Source organism: Facklamia sp. 7083-14-GEN3 (assembly GCF_024742075.1).
Taxonomy (GTDB): domain Bacteria; phylum Bacillota; class Bacilli; order Lactobacillales; family Aerococcaceae; genus Facklamia.
Genome location: NZ_JANSGD010000004.1, coordinates 17,074 through 36,702, shown reverse-complemented (window position 1 = coordinate 36,702; position 19,629 = coordinate 17,074). Strand labels below are relative to the sequence as shown.

The following is a 19,629-nucleotide window of genomic DNA, read 5'->3' as shown; positions in this document are numbered from 1 at the left end:
AACAGATATTGTGGATAACAACATTGTTATTAACAGTGGATAGAAATGTGGATAAACTTGTATCTTTCTCTGTAAAGAAAAATTTTACATTGCATCAGACTTGTTTAAAAGCTGTGGATAAGTTGGTGATAATAATTAGTCTGTTCTATTTATTAATATATTTAATGAATATTAAAAAACACTTGACTTTAAAGGAGTAATTCTTATAAACTATCTTAGTATTGTTTATATTTAGGAATAAGGAGGTGTATTGCATGACAAAGAGAACATACCAACCTAAAAAACGTCAACGTAGTAAAGAGCACGGTTTTCGTAAGCGCATGTCAACAAAAAATGGACGTCGTGTATTAAGCAAACGCCGCTTAAAAGGACGCAAAAAGTTAACTGCATAATTTTGAGGCTTCCAAGTGAGGCCTTTTTTTTTTATAAAATAAAGAGAGAGATTCCAATTATTCTTATTTTTGATATAATATTATGAGGACTCTAAAATATCGGAGTGGTAGTCTAATGAAAAAAGAATATCGAGTAAAAAGTGATAAGGATTTTCAAAGAGTCTTTCATCAAGGAAATTCTACAGCAAACCGTCAATTAGTTATTTATACCTATTCAAAACTAGGTCAAAAACATTTTCGAGTCGGTCTATCTGTAGGTAAAAAGTTGGGTAATGCAGTTTTTAGAAATAAAATAAAGCGCTATTTAAGGCAGGCTTTGCATGAAATAGAAGATATGCTTATTCCAGAAGTTGACTTTCTTTTAATTGCTCGTAAAGATATTTGTGATAAGGATCTAGAACAAATAAAGAAATCAATGATTCATGTAATGAAGAAAGCTAAAATTATCCAATCATCATTAAATCAAGAAACATCTGGAGGTTGTAATGAGCAATAAAAAGCTAAATAATTTTTTAAAACTCTCACTGTTAATAGGTACAGTAATGGTATTATCTGCTTGTGGAAATCTTAATGAACCGATTACTAGTGATTCGTCTAATATTTGGGATCAGTTTATCTTATATCCCTTCTCTCAGTTTATTGTTTGGTTAAGTCGGTTAATGGGCAATAATTTTGGTTTAGGTATTATCAGTTTTACACTGTTAATTCGTCTTCTTTTAACTCCTTTAACTTTAATGCAAATGAAATCTCAAAATAAAATAATGGAGTTACAACCGGAAATTGAAACCATTAAAGCTAAGTATCCTAATAAAGATCGTCATTCAATGGAGTTACTCCAAGCCGAACAACAAGCTTTGTTTGATGAAAAAGGGGTTAACCAATTTGCGGGATGTTTGCCAACTTTAATTCAATTACCGATTTTGATGGCCTTATACCAAGTGATTTCTCGAACAGAACTTATAAGGCAAGGACATTTCCTTTGGGTTGATTTAGGACAACCAGATCCTTACTTTATTTTCCCTATTCTAGCGGCTCTATTCACCTTCCTATCAACTTACTTAAATAGTAAAGCAAATCCTCAGCAAAATATTTCAATGAAAATTATGATGGTAGCTATGCCAATTATGATTTTCTCCATATCTTTTGCTTTACCGAGTGCGGTTTCACTGTATTGGTTCATATCAAATTTAATTACTGTCATTATTATTTTAATCTTTAATAATCCTTATAAAATTATCCAAGAACGCCAAGAACGCATCGCTCATGAAAAAGAAAAAGAGCGTCAGTTGCGTAAGGCCTTGAAAAAAGCTAAAAGTCGTAAATAAAATAAAAGGAGTGATGATATGTTAGATCATAATATTACTGTTAGGGCTGAAAATGTCGAATCAGCCATTGAAAAAGGACTAAAACAATTACAAATTAGTCGAGAAGGAGCTAATATTCGTATAATAAGTGAGGGGAAAAAAGGCTTCTTTGGATTCGGTAAGCAAGAAGCAGTTGTTCATATAGAAGCTAAGACTGATTTATCATTAAAGGAATTAACCAATCAATTGGAAAAAGAAGTTAAAATTGATCATAAAACAAATCATAGTCATAAAGAAGCAGTAAGCAACACTAAAGATTATATCCGTCAAAATAATCAAAAAAATAGTGAGCTTGTTGAAGAAGAGGATCTTAAACAAAAGAAAAGTGAGAATCTTTCATTAGAAAAAGAGTCTTCAATCGAAAAACAAGCAGAAGATAAAAATTCTACTCAAGAGCCTGAAATAGTTGTTCCACAAATGAGTGAAAAAGCTTCAAATGAAACTCAAACCACTGTGAAAGAGGACATAAAAAATGAAATTTCAATTGAAGAAGAATTTCAAGCTGCTTGCCATTACCTAGAAGAAGTTATACGTTTATATGGTGCAGAGTCTCACATTGAATATGAATTGAAAGGGAATCAATTAGTCTTTAATATAGAGACGGATAAATCCGGTTTAGTTATTGGAAAACATGGAAAAATTATCAATTCTTTACAGACTTTAGTTCAAGTTTTATTACACAGACGTGATCGTAAACGAATTTCAGTCTTGTTAAATGTAGGAGATTACCGTGACCGTCGTTTAAATGTGCTTGAGCAAATGGCAGAAAGAACTGCTGAACAAGTTTTAAGCACTAAGCAAACAGTTATCTTAGATCCTTTACCTGCTTATGAACGTAAACAAATCCATGCTTATCTTGGTCAATATGACCACATTTCAACGCATTCTGAAGGCAAAGATCCGAATCGATATTTAGTGGTGGATTACGTACAATAATAAAAATCACTTCCCTAAGCTAGGCTTAGGGATTTTTTATCTCTCAAATTATTTTTATTATGTATAGACATAAATGGAAATTATCATGAATGAAACATTAGACTTATTTTTCAAAGGAAGCACTAGTAAAATAGTATTAGAAGGTCATAAAAATTATGATATAATATAGCTTGTTTTAGGAGGTGACGGATTTGAGTCTGTCTGGCAGAAAAATATTTTGGCTTTTATTAATTGTTATTACTTTATCAGCTTGTAAACAAGAACCCATGATTAAATTGAGTAAAGAAAACCAAATGAAAATAGAGAAGAAACAAGCAGAGAATAAAGAAACACAGCTAGAGCAAAAAAATAATCAGAAAGCTAACACATCTGACCAAGTGGTTTTAGATTCTAATTCGTGGATTAAAGAAGCAGAAGATGTGAACTATAGGATAGAAAAATTTCTTCCTATTAATGCCAATCAAGTAAAAATCTTTTCTAATGGTAAAACTAGCTATGTTGATTATATGGATCAAACTAGTCAACAGATGCAAGTGAGAGAGACCTTAGGTGCTGAAAAAACGATTGAACTCTATCGTTGGAATACAGAAGTGATTGAACTATACGGTAAAATTGAAAAAAATAATCGATTTACTAATTATTTAAAAAACTCAATGGAAGCCAATGAATTAGAAAAAAGCCTAATAATTTTACAATCTCCTTTAAAAGTAGGAACTGAATGGTTATATGATGGTAATATTCCTTCACATATCGTCGGTTTATACAAAGAAGTGAATATCGGTGATCAAATCTATCAAGAAGTGATTGAAGTGGTGACTAAATTTGAAGAGGGCGATAGACATCAGCTAATTGCCGCTAATAAAGGGATTATTGCTCAGTGGCAAGAAAATAAAGAGGATTACTTTCTCGCAGAATCAATTACAGATAATGTAATGTTGGTAAGTAAAAAAGAGTGGTATATGCCTCAATCTTCAACAGAAGAGCCGTTGATTCAAAAAGAGATAGTTGACTTTGCCTGGCAAACAAACGATACCTTAGCATCGGCTTTTCAGCGTTTCTATTACGATAACCAATGGATTACTCCCGAAATACAAGTAGTTGATATTTATGAGTCTAATGGAATTGCCCATCTCAATTTTTCAAGCGGTGTCGTTGCTAGTTTAAATCAACATCCAGCTGGTGAAAAAGCGGTAGCAATTGCTATGATGGTGAATATAGCTGATTACTATTCTGTTAACCAAGTCAGGCTAGAAGTCTTTGGAAATGGAATGTTACTCAATACAATCCCTTATCCTCCTAATGGAATCCATCAAATTGACTCTAATTGGATAGAGCAAGAAGATAATAGTATTGACGAAACACCTATGAGTAGTGAAGAACTAACTTTAGAATAAGTCAGACACACGGTTTGAAACAGAAAAGGAATGGTGATTTACTAAAGTAAATATCATTATTTTATATAATCTAAGTAAAGAGAATTTTAATGAGCGTTATACCCTATGTTGCAAGAAGAATTACGATTTGATACAATTACTACGATAATATAATAAATAGACAGGCAGTCAAAGTGCTTTCGAATGACCTAAAAAATTAGGTATCTTTCGTTGAGCACTTTTTTATGATTAAAGGAGGGTAATAGCTATGTATGTTTTGGATACAATTGCAGCCATCTCTACCGCTATAGGTGAGGGAGCTATTGGAATTGTACGTATGAGTGGTCCCGATGCTTTGACAATTATTAAAAAGATTTTTAAAGGTAAAGACCTGAGTCAGGTAAAAAGTCATACGATTCATTATGGTCATATAGTAGATAAAGATCAAAAAGTTTTAGATGAAGTAATGGTTACTATCCTAAAAGGACCAAAAACTTATACACGTGAAGATATAGTAGAAATTAATTGTCATGGTGGTATCGTAGCCATGCAGCGTATTCTTGAAACTTGTTTATTAGAAGGGGCTCGTATGGCTGAACCAGGTGAATTTACAAAGCGTGCCTTTTTAAACGGTCGTATTGATTTGTCACAAGCCGAAGCTTTAATGGATCTAATTCAAGCTAAAACAGGCAAAGCAATGGATGCCTCTCTAAACCAATTGCAAGGAACCTTATCCCATCAAATTAGACAATTAAGACAAGAGATGCTTAATAGTTTGGCTCAAATTGAAGTAACGATTGATTATCCGGAGTACGATGATGTGGAGGAAATGTCTAGTCAAACCCTAATAGAAACATCCCAACGTGTGAAAATTAAAACAAATCAAATTTTACAAAAAGCTCAAAATGGTCGTCTTTTCCGCGAAGGAATACGAACAGCTATTATAGGAAAGCCAAATGTAGGTAAGTCTAGTTTACTAAATTATTTGACTGGATTTGACAAAGCGATTGTGACCGATATTGCAGGGACAACAAGAGATACAATTGAAGAATATATCAATGTCAAAGGTGTTCCTTTACATTTAATCGATACAGCAGGTATTCGTCAAACTGATGAGTTAGTAGAGCAAATAGGTGTGGCAAAAAGTCGTAAAATTATGGAAGAATCGGATTTAGTCATTTTGATTTTAAATCAAAATGAATCTTTGACAGATATTGACAAAGAACTTTTGTCTTTGACAAAGGATCAAAAAAGAATTATTTTATTAAACAAAACCGATTTACCAAGTCAAATGGATTTTACAGATGTGACAAATGTTGTGAATAAAGAGGAAGTTATCCCTATCTCTATTTTAAAGGATCAAGGATTAAATTTATTAGAAGAAAGAATAGAGAATTTGTTTTATACGGGTAATTTAGAGTCTAATGATATTAATTATTTATTAAACTCACGTCATACGAACTTATTAAAGCAATCAATTCAAGCACTTGATGATGTTATAAATGCTTGTCAGGCCGATGTACCGGTTGATTTGGTACAAATCGATTTTACTAGAGCCTGGGATCTCTTAGGTGAAATAACAGGTGATAGTGTACAAGATGAGTTATTAGATAAGTTATTTAGTCAATTCTGTCTAGGAAAGTAGGAAAGTTATGATGCAACAACTATCTACAATTTGTTATCTTGATAATGGTAAACAATTATTACTACTCCATCGCAATAAAAGAGATAACGATATTCATGAAGGAAAATGGGTCAGTGTAGGTGGAAAATTTGAAGTAGGAGAAAGTCCTCAAGAGTGTGCGATTCGTGAAATTTATGAAGAAACAGGTCTTAAGGCTAAAAATTTAATCCCCTTAGGATTCATCACTTTTCCAGATTTCACCCATGATGATAGAGATTGGTATTCCTTTGTCTATAAAGTGACTGATTTTGAAGGAGAGTTGTTAAAAGATTGTGACGAAGGTACTTTGGAGTGGGTCAATTATGACGAAGTCTTAGACAAACCAACTTGGGAAGGAGATTATCTCTTTTTACAATGGGTCTTAGAAAATAAACCCTATTTTTGGGCTAAATTTGCTTATGATAAAAAAGGTGACTTAATCGACCATCAGGTCGAATTTATGGAAAACAGAGGTGAAAAATAATGCAAACTTATGAAGCAGGTCAATATGACGTGATTGTTGTGGGTGCTGGTCACGCAGGCTCTGAAGCTGCTTTAGCTTCAGCCCGCTTAGGGGCTCAAACACTTTTAATTACGATGAATTTAGAAATGGTGGCTTTTATGCCATGTAATCCATCAATTGGTGGACCCGCTAAAGGGGTTGTTGTACGTGAAATTGATGCTTTAGGTGGAGAAATGGGACGTAATATAGATAGAACTTATATCCAAATGCGTCTTTTAAATACGGGGAAAGGCCCGGCAGTTCAAGCCCTTAGAGCTCAAGCGGACAAACAACATTACTCTAATACAATGAAACAAGTGTTAGAAGAAACAGATAATTTAGACCTCAAACAAGGGCTTGTGGAGCGACTGTTAGTTGAGGAAGATCAATGTCGCGGTATTATCACCAATTCGGGGGCTATTTATCGAGCCAAATCTGTTGTTTTAACTGCAGGTACGTCTTCAAGAGGAAAAATTATCATCGGAGATTTAGCTTATTCTTCTGGTCCAAATAATACCCTACCTTCTGTCAAATTATCTGAACATTTAATGGAATTAGGGATTGAATTAACTCGTTTTAAAACTGGAACGCCTCCGCGGGTGCATTATGAATCGGTCAATTTTGACAAAACAGAAGAACAACCCGGTGATTCCAAGGCTAATCATTTTTCGTACTTATCAGAGGATGAGGATTATTTACAAGATCAAATTTCATGCTGGTTAACTCATACCAATAGTAAAACTCATGAAATTATCAGAAATAATTTGCATAAAGCACCAATGTTTTCTGGGATAGTTGAAGGAGTTGGAGCTAGGTATTGCCCTTCAATAGAAGATAAAATTGTTCGTTTTAGTGACAAACCACGTCATCAAGTATTTATCGAACCTGAAGGTCGCAATACTAGAGAAATGTATGTCCAAGGTTTGTCTACATCTCTACCAGAGGATGTTCAACTGGAGATGCTTCATTCAGTAGAAGGTTTAGAAGAAGCAAAATTAATGCGAGCAGGATATGCTATCGAATACGACGTGGTAGTACCCCATCAGTTAACGTTATCCTTAGAAGTGCGTGATCTGCCAGGCTTATTTACAGCCGGTCAAATGAATGGAACTAGTGGCTATGAAGAAGCCGCAGGACAAGGGATTATTGCAGGGATTAATGCTTGTCATAAGGCCTTTGACAAAGAACCTTTCATCATTACGCGATCAGAAGGATACATTGGTGTAATGATTGATGATCTTGTAACAAAAGGAACAACTGAACCCTATCGGTTGTTAACTTCACGTGCAGAATACCGTCTATTATTGCGTCATGATAATGCCGATTTCCGTTTGACAGAAAAAGCCTATCAAATTGGACTGGTAGATGAAGACCGTTATCAGCAGTTTAAAACCAAAGAAGCTGCTGTAAAAGAAGAACTTGAGCGCCTAGCTTCTATTCGTATCAAGCCAAGTACAGAAGGCCTAGCAGAATATTTTGAAAAAGTTGATTCAACGCCTCTAAAGGATGGTATTTTAGCTAGCGATCTATTAAAAAGACCGGAAATTAAATATTTTGATCTAATTAAGGCCTTGCCTATTCTAACAGCTGATGTTAGTCGACAAGTAGGTGAACAGGTTGAAATTCAAATTAAATATGCTGGTTACATTAATAAAGCTAACCATAAAGTAGATCGTGTCAAAGCAATGGAAGAAAAATTAATTCCTGAAAATCTTGATTACGATGCTGTTGATAGCCTAGCAACTGAAGCAAGAGAACGATTAAAATTAATTCGACCTTCTAACATTGGACAAGCGAGTCGAATTTCAGGAGTAAACCCAGCTGATATTGCGATTCTTTCAGTCTATATTCAACAGGGTAAAATTGCCAAAATCGAACCCATTAAATAATTAAACTCGACTATATTCAAAAAAAGATAAAGATCTTCTTCTTAATTAACTTACTAATTAAGAAGGGATCTTTTTAATTGATTATATGTGAGGTAAGCGATATTAATAAATTTTAAACGCTTTTAAAGTTTATTGAAGGATAGATGTTGCTATTAAGTGGTTATTTTAGTAAAGTTAATATGCTGTGAAACATTGTTTCACAATCACAAAGATGAGAGGGATTACATGGAAGAAAAACAATTTAAAAATAAATTGCAAGATCAAGGATTATCAATTAGTCCCGATCAACTACAACAATTTTCCACTTATTATCAATGGTTAATTGAATGGAATCAAAAGGTTAATCTTACAGCTATTACGGATAAAGAAGAAGTGTATTTAAAACACTTCTATGACTCTTTAATGCCCCTTTGGAACTTACCTTTAGAGAATTATCAATTAAAGATGTGTGATGTTGGAGCGGGAGCAGGGTTCCCAAGTTTACCAATTAAAATCATTCATCCTGAAATTGATCTGACTATCATCGATTCTTTAAATAAACGTATTCAGTTTTTAAAAGATTTGAGTGCAAATTTAAAACTTGAAAGAGTAGAATTTCTTCATGGAAGGGCAGAAGATGTGGGTCAAGATCCAAATTATCGTGGACAATTTGACTTAGTGACTGCTCGAGCAGTTGCTCCTTTAAATGTTTTAGCTGAATACTGCCTTCCTTTACTAAAAAAGGGCGGGAAATTTATTGTTTTAAAAGGTAACCATAAACAAACAAATATCGAATTAAAAGAGGCTGAAAAGGCTATTAAGGTTTTAGGAGCTAAGATAGAGGAAGTTGTACAGACGAATTTACCAGAAGATGAAGGTGAGAGAACTTTCTTACTTGTCGAAAAAACACTGGATACTCCTAATAAATACCCGCGTAAAGCAGGTAAGCCGAGTAAGCAGCCTATTAAATAAAAGGAGGAAGCATATGGGAAAAATGATTGCAATCGGAAATCAAAAAGGCGGAGTCGGTAAAACAACGACAACGGTTAATCTGGGTGCCGCATTAGCCTTTATGGGGAAAAAGGTACTGGTTATTGACTCCGATTCTCAAGGGAATGCTACTTCCGGTTTAGGAATTGAAAGAGGAGATGTAGTCAATAGTTTATATGAAGTTTTGGTCGATCGAGTAGCTATTAAAGATAGTATCTTACCCACTTCTAGAGAAAATCTTGATATTGTCCCTTCAACTATCTCGTTAGCAGCTGCTGAAATTGAATTAGTGAATTTTGAAGACCGTGAATTTCGTCTGAAAGAAGCTGTAGAAACCATTAGTCAAGATTATGATTATATCTTAGTGGATTGTCCACCTTCTTTAGGGCAATTATCAATTAATGCTTTCACAGCATCAGATACAATTTTGATTCCGGTTCAAGCAGAATACTATGCCTTAGAAGGTTTAAGCCAATTATTAAATACCATCCGTTTAGTTCAAAAGTCATTAAATCCTCAATTTAGGATTGAAGGAGTTTTAATTACTATGCTCGATGCACGAACAAACTTGGGTTATGAAGTAGTTGATGAAGTACGTAAATATTTCCAAGAGAAAGTGTATGACACAGTAATATCACGCAACATTCGTTTGTCAGAGGCCCCTTCTTATGGTTTATCAGTAATTGATTATGACCCAAAGTCCAGAGGAGCCGTCATGTATAAAGAATTGGCAGAGGAAGTGATCAATAATGGCCAATAAACCTAAAAAAGGAGGTTTGGGACGTGGAATGGAAGCTCTTTTCAGTTCTGCTTATGAAGAAGTAGCCAATGATCATGAGATGGTTACTGAAATTAAATTAGAAGATATTCGTCCAAACCCCTATCAACCTAGAAAGCATTTCGATCTCAATGCTTTAAATGAGTTAGCGGAATCGATTCGTCAAACAGGTGTCTTCCAACCCATTATCATCAGAAAATCTTCTATTAAAGGCTATGAAATTATTGCAGGAGAGCGTAGAGTACGCGCTTCAAAATTGGCAGGTAAAACAACTATCCCTGCAATTGTTAGAGAACTCGATGAAGAAGCAATGATTGAAATTGCTGTGATAGAAAACTTGCAAAGAGAGGATTTGAGTCCTTTAGAAGAAGCAGAAGCATATGATATGTTAATGGGTCGGCTAAAATTAACGCAAGCAGAAGTCGCTGATCGTATTGGGAAAAGTCGACCTTATATTGCTAATTATATCCGTTTACTTCAATTACCAGATCCAATTAAACAGTTAGTTAATGAAGAAAAACTTTCAATGGGTCAAGCTCGTACTATTTTAGGGTTAAAAGACAAGAGTCAGATGGAGAATTTGGCTAAAAAAGTTGTCAAAGAACAGCTTACAGTTCGTCAATTAGAAGAATTAGTGCAAAAATATAATCAGTCTTTACCTAAAAAGACAAAAAAAGGACGAACAGAGAATAAATCACCACTTTGGCTAGCCATTGAAAATCAAATGGAAGAAAAATTTGGGACCTCGGCTAAAATTGTTTCAAAAGGAAACAAGGGTAAAATTGAAATAGAATTTGTCAACGATTCAGATTTGACAAGAATTCTAGACTTACTTAATATTCAAGTTTAAATAGTGACAAATAGGAGGGTCAAAATGGATCCAAAAGCTTATGACAAGTTCGATATTGTAGAAATGAAAAAGCCACACGCTTGTCAAACCAATCGTTGGCAAATTGTTCGTATGGGTATGGATATTCGCATACGTTGTGAAAAATGTCAGCATATTGTAACCATGACACGCCGTGACTTTGAAAAGAAAATGAAAAAAATTATTGAAAAACATCAAAAGTAAACCGATAGAAAGAGAGTGAGATTATGGCATTAACAGCAGGAATTGTGGGACTACCAAATGTGGGGAAATCAACTTTATTTAATGCAATTACTAAAGCGGGAGTAGAAGCAGCAAACTATCCTTTTGCTACTATTGATCCTAACGTAGGGGTTGTGGAAGTCCCTGATGAGCGTTTGACAGAGATTACTCGTCTTGTCAAACCTAAAAAAACAATCCCAACTACAATTGAATTCACCGACATCGCAGGGATTGTAAAAGGAGCGAGTAAAGGCGAAGGACTGGGAAACAAATTCTTAGCCAATATCCGTCAAGTGGATGCCATTTGTCACGTTGTTCGTTGTTTTGAAGACTCTAATATTACTCACGTTTCAGGTAAAGTGGATCCGATTGAAGACATTGAAACAATTAACCTAGAATTAATCTTGGCAGATTTAGAAACCATTGAAAAAAGAATTACTAAGGTAGAAAAGTTAGCACGTACTAAAGACAAAGAGGCTATTGCTGAGCACGAAGTACTTCTAAAATTAAAAGATGCTTTGGAACATAACCAATTAGCTAATAGTGTGGAGTTTTATGATGAGCAATTACCTTACGTCAATAACTTATTCTTGTTAACACGTAAGAAAATGCTTTATGTTGCCAATATAGGTGAAGAGGAAGTGAGTGATCCAGAAGGCAACCCATTCTTAGCAAAAGTTCGTGAATTAGCTGACCAACAGGGGGCAGAAGTTGTTCCTGTTTCCGCTCGATTAGAAGAAGAGATTGCAGAACTTGATGATGAAGAAAAAATCAGTTTTTTAGAAGATTACGGTTTAAAAACTTCAGGACTTGACCGCTTAATTCAATCCGTTTACAAACTTCTTGGTTTAGGGACTTACTTTACAGCCGGCGAAAAAGAAGTTCGAGCTTGGACTTTTAAAGTAGGAATGAAGGCACCACAAGCAGCCGGTGTGATTCACTCAGATTTTGAACGTGGTTTTATTCGAGCAGAGACTATGGCGTATGATGATTTAGTCAAATATGGTTCTGAGCAAGCAGTAAAAGAAAAAGGTCTCTATCGCTCAGAAGGTAAAGAGTATATAGTTAAAGATGGGGACATCATGCTTTTCCGCTTTAATGTATAGGAGGAAACTTAATGAAAGATCAACAAGAAGAGAAAGTAGTAGAAGAAGTTTCAGACATCAGACAAAACGACAATCAAGTGGTGGATGAAAGTCAATTAAGCACGATATTAACTGGAGTCCCACAAATAAAGGTGGACCAGTTAACTAAACGTAATCTGAAGTTTATGCTGGATATCGATCGCTATTTACGAGCAGAACAAATATCACAAGCAAGCTTTCAAGCAGTATATTTAGAAATGGTAGACACTCTTCTAGAAGGACAAAAAGATGGTCATACTGCTAAACATATATACGGAACACCAAGCGAAACCAGTCAGATAATTATCAGTAAAGCAGTAAAAGAGAAAGAACAAAAAGAGAAGTCACCGGACTGGCAAATAGCCGTTGATGGAGGGTTAATGTTGGGAGCGATTTTCACTTTAATAACGGGTGTATTTGGTTTAACCGGAAGTTCAAATGTTCAAGATAATTTTTATATGGGTATTTTAACAGTTATTCTCAATTATGCTATCGGAGGATATGCAATGATGCGAACAGCAAAAGTTTTACCAGACTTGGATGCTCCTAAAGGACAGAAAGGCTACGGGCGCTACTTCATGGTATCAACAATTGCGATGATGGCTTGGATAGGATTAATTATGTTAAGTCAAGCCTTTATACCAGCTGTCATCAATCCAATTTTACCACCTATAGGCTATATCATATTGGGTGTGATTACTTTGGCCTTACGCTATTATTTAAAGAGAAAATGGAAAATAGTTGGTGGCCTCTTTTAACAGAATAACGTTAGCTGGAAAGACGAACATTAAATACTTCTCATAATTTAACATATGCCAAAAACTTGTTTCATTCTAATTAACATGTTAAATTAGTTGGAAATTATCTTCGAATCTCTTACAGAGAATCAAAAAAACAATAGGAGGAAAATAATGTCATCTTGGGAAACAAAATTTGCGCGTGAAGGTTATACATTTGATGATGTCTTGTTAGTTCCAGCTCATAGCGAGGTATTACCAAATGATGTCGATTTATCAGTTCAATTAGCCCCTAATTTGAAACTAAATATTCCCATTTTATCAGCCAGTATGGATACCGTAACAGATGGGAATATGGCGATTGCTATGGCTAGACAGGGAGGCTTAGGTGTTGTCCATAAGAATATGTCCATTGAAGATCAAGCAAACGAAGTACGAAAAGTAAAACGTTCGGAAAATGGTGTTATCTTGGACCCATTCTATTTAACTCCTGAAAATTTACTGCAAGAAGCAGAAGATTTAATGAGTCAATACCGTATATCAGGTGTTCCAATTGTGAAAAGTGAAGACGACTTAACACTTGTAGGTATTATTACTAATCGGGATATGCGCTTTATTGAAAATTATCAAGATAAAATTGGATCCCACATGACTCAAGAAAACTTGGTAACAGCAGCTATTGGCACTTCTTTAGAGGAAGCCGAAAAGATACTTTACCAAAATCGTATTGAGAAATTACCATTAGTAGATGACGAAGGCCGTCTTTCTGGCTTAATTACTATAAAAGATATTGAAAAAGTAATCCAATATCCTCAAGCTGCTAAAGACCAACATGGTCGATTATTAGTAGCGGCAGCTATTGGAATCACTAATGATACTTTTGAAAGAGCAGAGGCTTTAATTAAAGAACAAGTTGATGCGATTGTTATTGATACAGCTCATGGCCATTCTGAAGGTGTTATTCGTAAAGTGAAAGAAATCAGAGAAGCTTACCCAAATGTAACCATTATTGCTGGGAACGTAGCAACAGCTGAAGCGACTCGCGCTTTGTTTGAAATTGGTGTCGATGTTGTAAAAGTGGGTATCGGACCTGGATCAATTTGTACAACTCGTGTAGTAGCCGGAGTAGGAGTTCCTCAATTAACTGCTATTTATGAATGTGCCTCAGCAGCAAAAGAATTTGGTAAAACCATTATTGCTGACGGTGGAATTAAGTATTCAGGTGATATTGTTAAAGCTCTTGCAGCGGGTGGTCATGCGGCTATGCTCGGCTCTATGTTAGCAGGAACAGATGAATCACCAGGTGAAATGGAAATCTATCAAGGTAGAAAATATAAATCTTATCGTGGAATGGGCTCTTTAGCAGCTATGCGCTCAGGATCAAGTGATCGTTACTTCCAATCAAAATCAGAAGCCAACAAAATGGTTCCTGAAGGTATTGAAGGACGTGTTGCCTATAAAGGGGCCGTTGAAGATGTTATCTTCCAAATGGTTGGAGGTTTAAGATCTGGTATGGGATATACCGGTTCAGCCAATCTTAAAGAACTACGTGAGGAAGCTCAATTCGTCAGGATGTCTGGAGCAGGATTAATTGAATCTCATCCACATGACATTAATATCACTAAGGAAGCACCAAACTATTCAAGATAAAGATAAACTAAATTACCAAAGCCTATTAGAATAGGCTTTGGTAATTTTTTGTTAACTTCTATTATTTTTTACTTAAAATAGACAAGTAAAATTAAGAGCTGTTAACAATTGAACAACTCTGTATCGAAATTAGGAAAGCTTATTATAATAGAAATATGAAAACTACCTTTTTTTATTCAGTTGGGTATAATAGAAAAAGTGATTTTTAAGTGAGCTTAAAGAGTGAGGAGTTGAACGTAACATTGCTTATAAAAGGTATTAAAAAGATACTTGTCTTTGGATTAATTATGAATAGTTTTCTATCAATCGATGTCTATGCTGTAACTACATCGACGGATTCGATTCCTAATAATCAAACATCCTTTCAAGATAGTGATACTTCAATTGAAAACAGTGTACCTGAAAATTTGGTGAATTCGATGCCTGTTTTTGAAGAAACAAAGGGTGCTTATATTGTTGATGGTCTCAATGGTCAAATTCTTTATACTCATGAAGCGGATCAATTAGTTGAAGTAGGTTCTTTTAGCCAATTACTTTTACTATATTTGATTTATCAAGCTATTGATAGAGGTCAGTTAGCTAGCGCTCAAGAAGTTTGGATATCGGATGAAGCTTATGCTTTAAGTCAGGATTATGATTTGCCGAATGTTCCTTTAAGACAAGACCTTTCTTATTCTTTAAAAGATTTAATAGAAGCTGTTAGTTTAAATGCTTCTAGAGGAGCGGCATTAGCCTTAGCTGAGGAATTAACCGGATCCGAAGCAAAGACACTTAAGCTAATGGAAGAACAATTAAATGAGTGGGGAGAAGAAGATTTTGCTTTAATAAATGTGACTGGAGTCAGTGATCGCTACCAAGTGGGTGATTCTGAAAGTATTAATCAAGGGCATACTAATCAAATGACTGCTCAAACTGTTGCGACTATTGCCTATCATCTCGTTAATGAATACCCTGATTACTTGAAAAGCAGTCAGATTTATCAAAAGCTTTTTCAAGAGGGTACGAGCGATGCGTTTGAAATGACCAACCCCAATTTGTTAATTGAGAATTCCGACTCTCTCTATGCAATGAAGAATGTCGATGGATTAAGTGCTAGTAAAACTGAAGAAGATGGCTACAATCTAATTGCTACCACAGAAAAAGATGGTTTACGTTTAATTGTGGTGTTGTTAGGAGTCGGCGAAAATGAAAAACTTTATCAATTCAGTAAAGAATTGATTGAAAGAGCTCAAAATATTTATCGAATTGAAACAGTTATTAAAGAAAATTCATTAGCCACTCATTTAGATTCCATTAAAGTGGAAAATGGTAAGGCGAATACGTTAAAATTAATGTATGGATCAAACTTAAAATTAGTGGTACCAATCATTGATACCGCCCCTCGTTTGGTCTATCAATTTACGGCTAATCAATCTGTCAATGATTATCAAGTTAAAGCGCCTGTTAAAGCTGGTACGGTGGTAGGGCAGATGCAAGTCGATATAGCCGATTACCGCCTACCTATTCTAAGGTCTGGTAGAGGAAATTATGTGTCAGTAAAAGTAGTAGAAGATATCGAAGAGGCGAATGCTTTAGAAAAAACATGGCGCAGTATTCAAAACACTGGGGATAATGCTTGGAATGCTGTTCGAAAATTTTTTACAGATTTATTCAATTAATTAAAGGAGGTAGAAATTATGGAAAACAAAGAAACAGCGATTTTTGCAGGGGGATGTTTTTGGTGCATGGTTCATCCTTTTGATGAAAGAGATGGTGTTTTCTCTGTGATTTCTGGTTATACTGGCGGAGACGCTGTGAATCCTACTTATGAAGAAGTATGCTCAGGAAAAACAGGCCATGCAGAAGCTGTTCAAATCGATTACGATCCCAGCAAAATAGCCTATCAAGAACTTTTAAAAATTTATTGGTCATCAGTTGATCCAACTGATAAAGATGGACAGTTTGGCGATCGTGGATCTTCTTATCGACCAGAAATTTTTTATACTACACAAGCAAAAAAAAGAAGAAGCTGAGCAATCAAAAGCAGAACTTGAAGCGTCGAAAATTTTTAAAAAACCGATTGTTGTACCAATCAGTCCAGCTCAAACCTTTTACCCCGCTGAAGACTATCACCAAGACTTCCACCGCAAAGAACCGGATCATTATCAAAATTTTTACCGTGGTTCCGGTCGTAAAAAATTTGTTGAAGCGGTTAAAGATAAATTGAACTAAGATAGCAATTTCTAAGCTAAGCTTGACATTTAAAAGAATTCTATTTATCATTCTTAATGATTCTAACAAAATTCGGAGGTGGGAAAATGGCTCAAAAGAAAGCATCATTAGCTTGTAGTGAATGTGGAAACCGTAATTATCAAATGATACCAACTCAAGCAGGCCAAACCACTCGATTAGAAATTAAGAAATTCTGCAAGAATTGTAATAAACACACGATTCATAGAGAAACCAAATAGAAAAGAGGAAAACAATGAGTTACATTAAAGGCATTGCCCAAGAAATGAAAAAAGTGACTTGGCCTACAGCTAAGCAAGTGAATAAATTTACTTGGACAGTAATTATGATGATTATTTTCTTTGGTCTTTACTTTGCTTTAACAGATTTTGTATTTGGAAATTTCATCGATTGGTTAGTTAGTCTAGGCGCATAATTATAAAAAATATTTATTATCTGCTTAGGCGTGTTATAATAGAATACAAATAAAACCTACATCCTTGTAGGTTTTTTATTTTACAAGAAATTAATTAAAGGAGATTAAAAAATGGAAGCTAATAAGGAATGGTACGTTTTACATACATACTCTGGTTATGAGAATAAAGTAAAAGAAAATATCATGATGCGAGCAGAAAGTATGAATATGGAAGACTTTATCTTCAATGTGGTGGTACCTGAAGAAGAAGTAACTGAAATGCAAGACGGAGAGAAAAAAACAAAGGTACAAAAAACCTTCCCAGGTTATGTATTAGTTGAAATGGTGATGTCAGATGAGTCGTGGTTTATCGTTCGTAATACGCCGGGTGTCACTGGATTTGTAGGTTCACATGGTGCGGGATCTAAGCCAGCACCTCTCTTGCCAGAGGAAATGGAGGCCATCTTAGGTGATAAACCTATTCAGAAAGTTAAATTAGAAGTTGAAGTAGGCGATTTAGTAGAAATAATCGATGGCGCTTTTTCGGGAATGACCGGTGAAATTGAAGAAATCAGTGAAGAGAACCAAAAACTTAAGGTAGTTATCGAAATGTTTGGTCGTGAAACAGTAGCTGAGTTAGATTTTATGCAAGTTCGTAAAGATAACCATTAATCAGGTCATTCAATGAAACAAAAATCAGAACATCGAGTTCTTTATCTTCGCACAACAATGATCAGTTATTTCTTGGTTTTATGCTTACAGTGGATTTTTAGCACTAGTTTTGTAGAATCCGTCAGCTTAAACCAAGTCGTAGAAGAAGTTCCTCATGTCTTACTCCCTGCAAAGTTCACTTTTTATCTTTGGATAATTATTCTTTTATGGGAGGCACTTGCAGTATTTATTGGACAAGTGAGGCAAGGTTTTGAAAGATACAATCAGAGTTATCAACTATTAGCGGCTCCCAAATTAGTTGAGTTATATTTTTATCATGCAATTTATCTTTTATTATGGTCGCAAAAATTATATTTATTTACCTTCGTTCTTATGATGTTATATTTGAGACAGATTATTTCTTTTATGAAATTAATCTCATATAAAAGTTCTTTGAATGAGCCCAATTGGCTTTTAAAACTGCCCATCGGTCTTCATACTGGTTGGTTGATAAGTATGACCGTCTATATCTTTTATAGCTATTTGGTGAGTAAAGGTTTAAACAGTCATAATGGATGGATGCTATCACTTGCTTGTCTTTTACTTTTTGCGATAGCAACTGTTAGTGCCTACTTATATGCGCGTTACGGTAACCAAGCAATTATGCCGGCTGTTTTAATCTTTCAATTAGGGCTACTCTATCATCATTATCCCAGCTCATCCTTTGTCTTAAGACATAACTTCTTTTACCTTGTGATTGCGGTGTTATTTATTCTTACATTAGCCGTATATATACGTTATCTACGCTATCAAATAAATCAGAAGTCTTTTAATTCATTTAATATAGGAGGAAAATTATGAACTGGCCTTTAAATCAATCCATGCAGTTGACGCAGAAACAAGCAGGCAAAAGACCATTAAGGGTGATTGGTTTTACTGCGCTCATAAATTTTTTAGGTTTACTACTTGCTTTAATAATCTCGCTCTTTCTAATTGGTCCATTAATCTATATGAAATTTGGTGATTCCCTTTCAACCGAAGATGTAGAACAGGCACTGTTGAACGAGCCAATAATGGTCTATTCAGAATTATTTTTAACGATTACTACTATTATTGCTACGCTCCTTTTAGCTAAATGGTTGCAAGGACGCAAACTAAATTCTTTTGCTTTTTATAAAGACAATTTCCTAAAAAAATATGGGTTAGGCATCGTAATTGCTGCCGCTTTAATGATCATTACTTTTTTAGCCAATCTTTTGATGGGGACGATTACTGTCCAAATTAATCCTCAAGCCGATGGGCTAGCGTTTATCCTCTTATTAATCGGCTTTATGGTCCAAGGAATGTCTGAAGAAATACTATTGAGGGGTTACTTGATGAATGGTCTAGCAGCAGCTTGGGGAGTTCCTCTTGCCATTTTGATAAATTCTATCTTCTTTAGCTTATTACATTATGCCAATCCAGGGATTACAGTCTTAGCTTTAGTTAATATTGCTTTAGCCGGCATCTTCTTTTCATTATTATTCTATATCACAGATAATATGTGGTTAACAGGAGCTGCTCATTCCTTTTGGAATTTTATTATGGGTGTAGTCTTTGGTGTACAAGTAAGTGGATTGGTATTACCGGGCACACTATTAATAACGGAATCCAAAGCTGAAGCTAGTTTGATCAATGGTGGAGATTTTGGCTTTGAGGGTGGCCTTGTGGTTACAATTATTTTGATAATTGCTTGTATTTACTTAATCAGTAAACGACCTAAAGAATTAAAAGTTATCTAAAAACTTCTTGCAATCTCATTTGGCTTCCGTTATAATATTTCAATGCATGTATTCGAACATGCATTGGGTGGGAGGAGCCAGTCTAAAAAGACATAAGCTCCAATTAC

General features: G+C 34.9%; 21 protein-coding genes and 1 pseudogene. All 22 read left to right on the top strand.

Annotated elements, in window-relative coordinates; all coding sequences use genetic code 11:
* Nucleotides 1–254: 254 nt before the first annotated feature.
* The 22 genes and pseudogenes from rpmH to NW240_RS07555 all read left to right on the top strand — a co-directional run bounded on the left by rpmH (nucleotide 255) and on the right by NW240_RS07555 (nucleotide 19,522).
* Nucleotides 255–392, top strand: a complete 138-nt coding sequence (gene rpmH / locus NW240_RS07660) for a 50S ribosomal protein L34 (RefSeq protein ID WP_258436956.1) — start codon at nucleotides 255–257, stop codon at nucleotides 390–392.
* Nucleotides 393–507: 115 nt separating this feature from the next.
* A complete protein-coding gene (gene rnpA / locus NW240_RS07655) occupies nucleotides 508–888 on the top strand; it encodes a ribonuclease P protein component (protein ID WP_258436955.1) in 381 nt (126 codons plus the stop codon).
* On the top strand, nucleotides 878–1,717 hold the full coding sequence (yidC, locus tag NW240_RS07650; RefSeq protein ID WP_258436954.1) for a membrane protein insertase YidC: 840 nt from the start codon (nucleotides 878–880) through the stop codon (nucleotides 1,715–1,717). The genes rnpA and yidC overlap by 11 nt, the downstream gene beginning before the upstream one ends.
* Before the next feature lie 18 nt (nucleotides 1,718–1,735).
* Nucleotides 1,736–2,692 carry an RNA-binding cell elongation regulator Jag/EloR gene (gene jag, locus NW240_RS07645; protein WP_258436953.1) on the top strand — a complete coding sequence of 319 codons (957 nt, stop codon included), beginning with the start codon at nucleotides 1,736–1,738 and terminating at the stop codon, nucleotides 2,690–2,692.
* A gap of 191 nt (nucleotides 2,693–2,883) precedes the next feature.
* Nucleotides 2,884–4,086 (top strand): hypothetical protein, encoded by a 1,203-nt coding sequence (locus tag NW240_RS07640; protein ID WP_258436952.1) that lies wholly within the window; start codon nucleotides 2,884–2,886, stop codon nucleotides 4,084–4,086.
* A 247-nt stretch (nucleotides 4,087–4,333) separates the two neighbouring features.
* A complete protein-coding gene (mnmE, locus tag NW240_RS07635; RefSeq protein WP_258436951.1) occupies nucleotides 4,334–5,710 on the top strand; it encodes a tRNA uridine-5-carboxymethylaminomethyl(34) synthesis GTPase MnmE in 1,377 nt (458 codons plus the stop codon).
* Between the two features lie 10 nt (nucleotides 5,711–5,720).
* A complete protein-coding gene (locus NW240_RS07630) occupies nucleotides 5,721–6,212 on the top strand; it encodes an 8-oxo-dGTP diphosphatase (RefSeq protein ID WP_258437149.1) in 492 nt (163 codons plus the stop codon).
* Nucleotides 6,212–8,119, top strand: coding sequence for a tRNA uridine-5-carboxymethylaminomethyl(34) synthesis enzyme MnmG (mnmG, locus tag NW240_RS07625; RefSeq protein ID WP_258436950.1), 1,908 nt, complete (start codon nucleotides 6,212–6,214; stop codon nucleotides 8,117–8,119). Before NW240_RS07630 ends, mnmG begins: the two co-directional genes overlap by 1 nt.
* Before the next feature lie 225 nt (nucleotides 8,120–8,344).
* Nucleotides 8,345–9,070 (top strand): 16S rRNA (guanine(527)-N(7))-methyltransferase RsmG, encoded by a 726-nt coding sequence (rsmG, locus tag NW240_RS07620; RefSeq protein ID WP_258436949.1) that lies wholly within the window; start codon nucleotides 8,345–8,347, stop codon nucleotides 9,068–9,070.
* 13 nt (nucleotides 9,071–9,083) lie between these two features.
* On the top strand, nucleotides 9,084–9,848 hold the full coding sequence (locus tag NW240_RS07615) for a ParA family protein (RefSeq protein WP_258436948.1): 765 nt from the start codon (nucleotides 9,084–9,086) through the stop codon (nucleotides 9,846–9,848).
* Nucleotides 9,838–10,716: a ParB/RepB/Spo0J family partition protein gene (locus tag NW240_RS07610; protein WP_309302417.1), complete on the top strand. Its 879-nt coding sequence runs from the start codon at nucleotides 9,838–9,840 to the stop codon at nucleotides 10,714–10,716. Before NW240_RS07615 ends, NW240_RS07610 begins: the two co-directional genes overlap by 11 nt.
* A 24-nt stretch (nucleotides 10,717–10,740) precedes the next feature.
* Nucleotides 10,741–10,938: a DUF951 domain-containing protein gene (locus NW240_RS07605; RefSeq protein WP_258436947.1), complete on the top strand. Its 198-nt coding sequence runs from the start codon at nucleotides 10,741–10,743 to the stop codon at nucleotides 10,936–10,938.
* A 23-nt stretch (nucleotides 10,939–10,961) separates the two neighbouring features.
* Nucleotides 10,962–12,062: a redox-regulated ATPase YchF gene (ychF, locus tag NW240_RS07600; RefSeq protein WP_258436946.1), complete on the top strand. Its 1,101-nt coding sequence runs from the start codon at nucleotides 10,962–10,964 to the stop codon at nucleotides 12,060–12,062.
* A gap of 11 nt (nucleotides 12,063–12,073) precedes the next feature.
* On the top strand, nucleotides 12,074–12,838 hold the full coding sequence (locus NW240_RS07595; protein ID WP_258436945.1) for a DUF1129 domain-containing protein: 765 nt from the start codon (nucleotides 12,074–12,076) through the stop codon (nucleotides 12,836–12,838).
* A gap of 153 nt (nucleotides 12,839–12,991) precedes the next feature.
* Nucleotides 12,992–14,467: an IMP dehydrogenase gene (gene guaB / locus NW240_RS07590; protein WP_258436944.1), complete on the top strand. Its 1,476-nt coding sequence runs from the start codon at nucleotides 12,992–12,994 to the stop codon at nucleotides 14,465–14,467.
* 287 nt (nucleotides 14,468–14,754) lie between these two features.
* Nucleotides 14,755–16,125 carry a serine hydrolase gene (locus NW240_RS07585; RefSeq protein ID WP_258436942.1) on the top strand — a complete coding sequence of 457 codons (1,371 nt, stop codon included), beginning with the start codon at nucleotides 14,755–14,757 and terminating at the stop codon, nucleotides 16,123–16,125.
* Nucleotides 16,126–16,143: 18 nt separating this feature from the next.
* A pseudogene (gene msrA / locus NW240_RS07580) lies at nucleotides 16,144–16,678 on the top strand (peptide-methionine (S)-S-oxide reductase MsrA).
* Nucleotides 16,679–16,764: 86 nt separating this feature from the next.
* Nucleotides 16,765–16,917 carry a 50S ribosomal protein L33 gene (rpmG, locus tag NW240_RS07575; RefSeq protein ID WP_258436941.1) on the top strand — a complete coding sequence of 51 codons (153 nt, stop codon included), beginning with the start codon at nucleotides 16,765–16,767 and terminating at the stop codon, nucleotides 16,915–16,917.
* A 14-nt stretch (nucleotides 16,918–16,931) separates the two neighbouring features.
* Nucleotides 16,932–17,111 carry a preprotein translocase subunit SecE gene (secE, locus tag NW240_RS07570; protein WP_258436940.1) on the top strand — a complete coding sequence of 60 codons (180 nt, stop codon included), beginning with the start codon at nucleotides 16,932–16,934 and terminating at the stop codon, nucleotides 17,109–17,111.
* A 111-nt stretch (nucleotides 17,112–17,222) separates the two neighbouring features.
* Nucleotides 17,223–17,762: a transcription termination/antitermination protein NusG gene (gene nusG / locus NW240_RS07565; protein ID WP_258436939.1), complete on the top strand. Its 540-nt coding sequence runs from the start codon at nucleotides 17,223–17,225 to the stop codon at nucleotides 17,760–17,762.
* 12 nt (nucleotides 17,763–17,774) lie between these two features.
* Nucleotides 17,775–18,602, top strand: coding sequence for a hypothetical protein (locus NW240_RS07560; RefSeq protein WP_258436938.1), 828 nt, complete (start codon nucleotides 17,775–17,777; stop codon nucleotides 18,600–18,602).
* Nucleotides 18,599–19,522, top strand: a complete 924-nt coding sequence (locus NW240_RS07555) for a CPBP family intramembrane glutamic endopeptidase (protein WP_258436937.1) — start codon at nucleotides 18,599–18,601, stop codon at nucleotides 19,520–19,522. The genes NW240_RS07560 and NW240_RS07555 overlap by 4 nt, the downstream gene beginning before the upstream one ends.
* The last annotated feature ends 107 nt before the right edge of the window (nucleotides 19,523–19,629 follow it).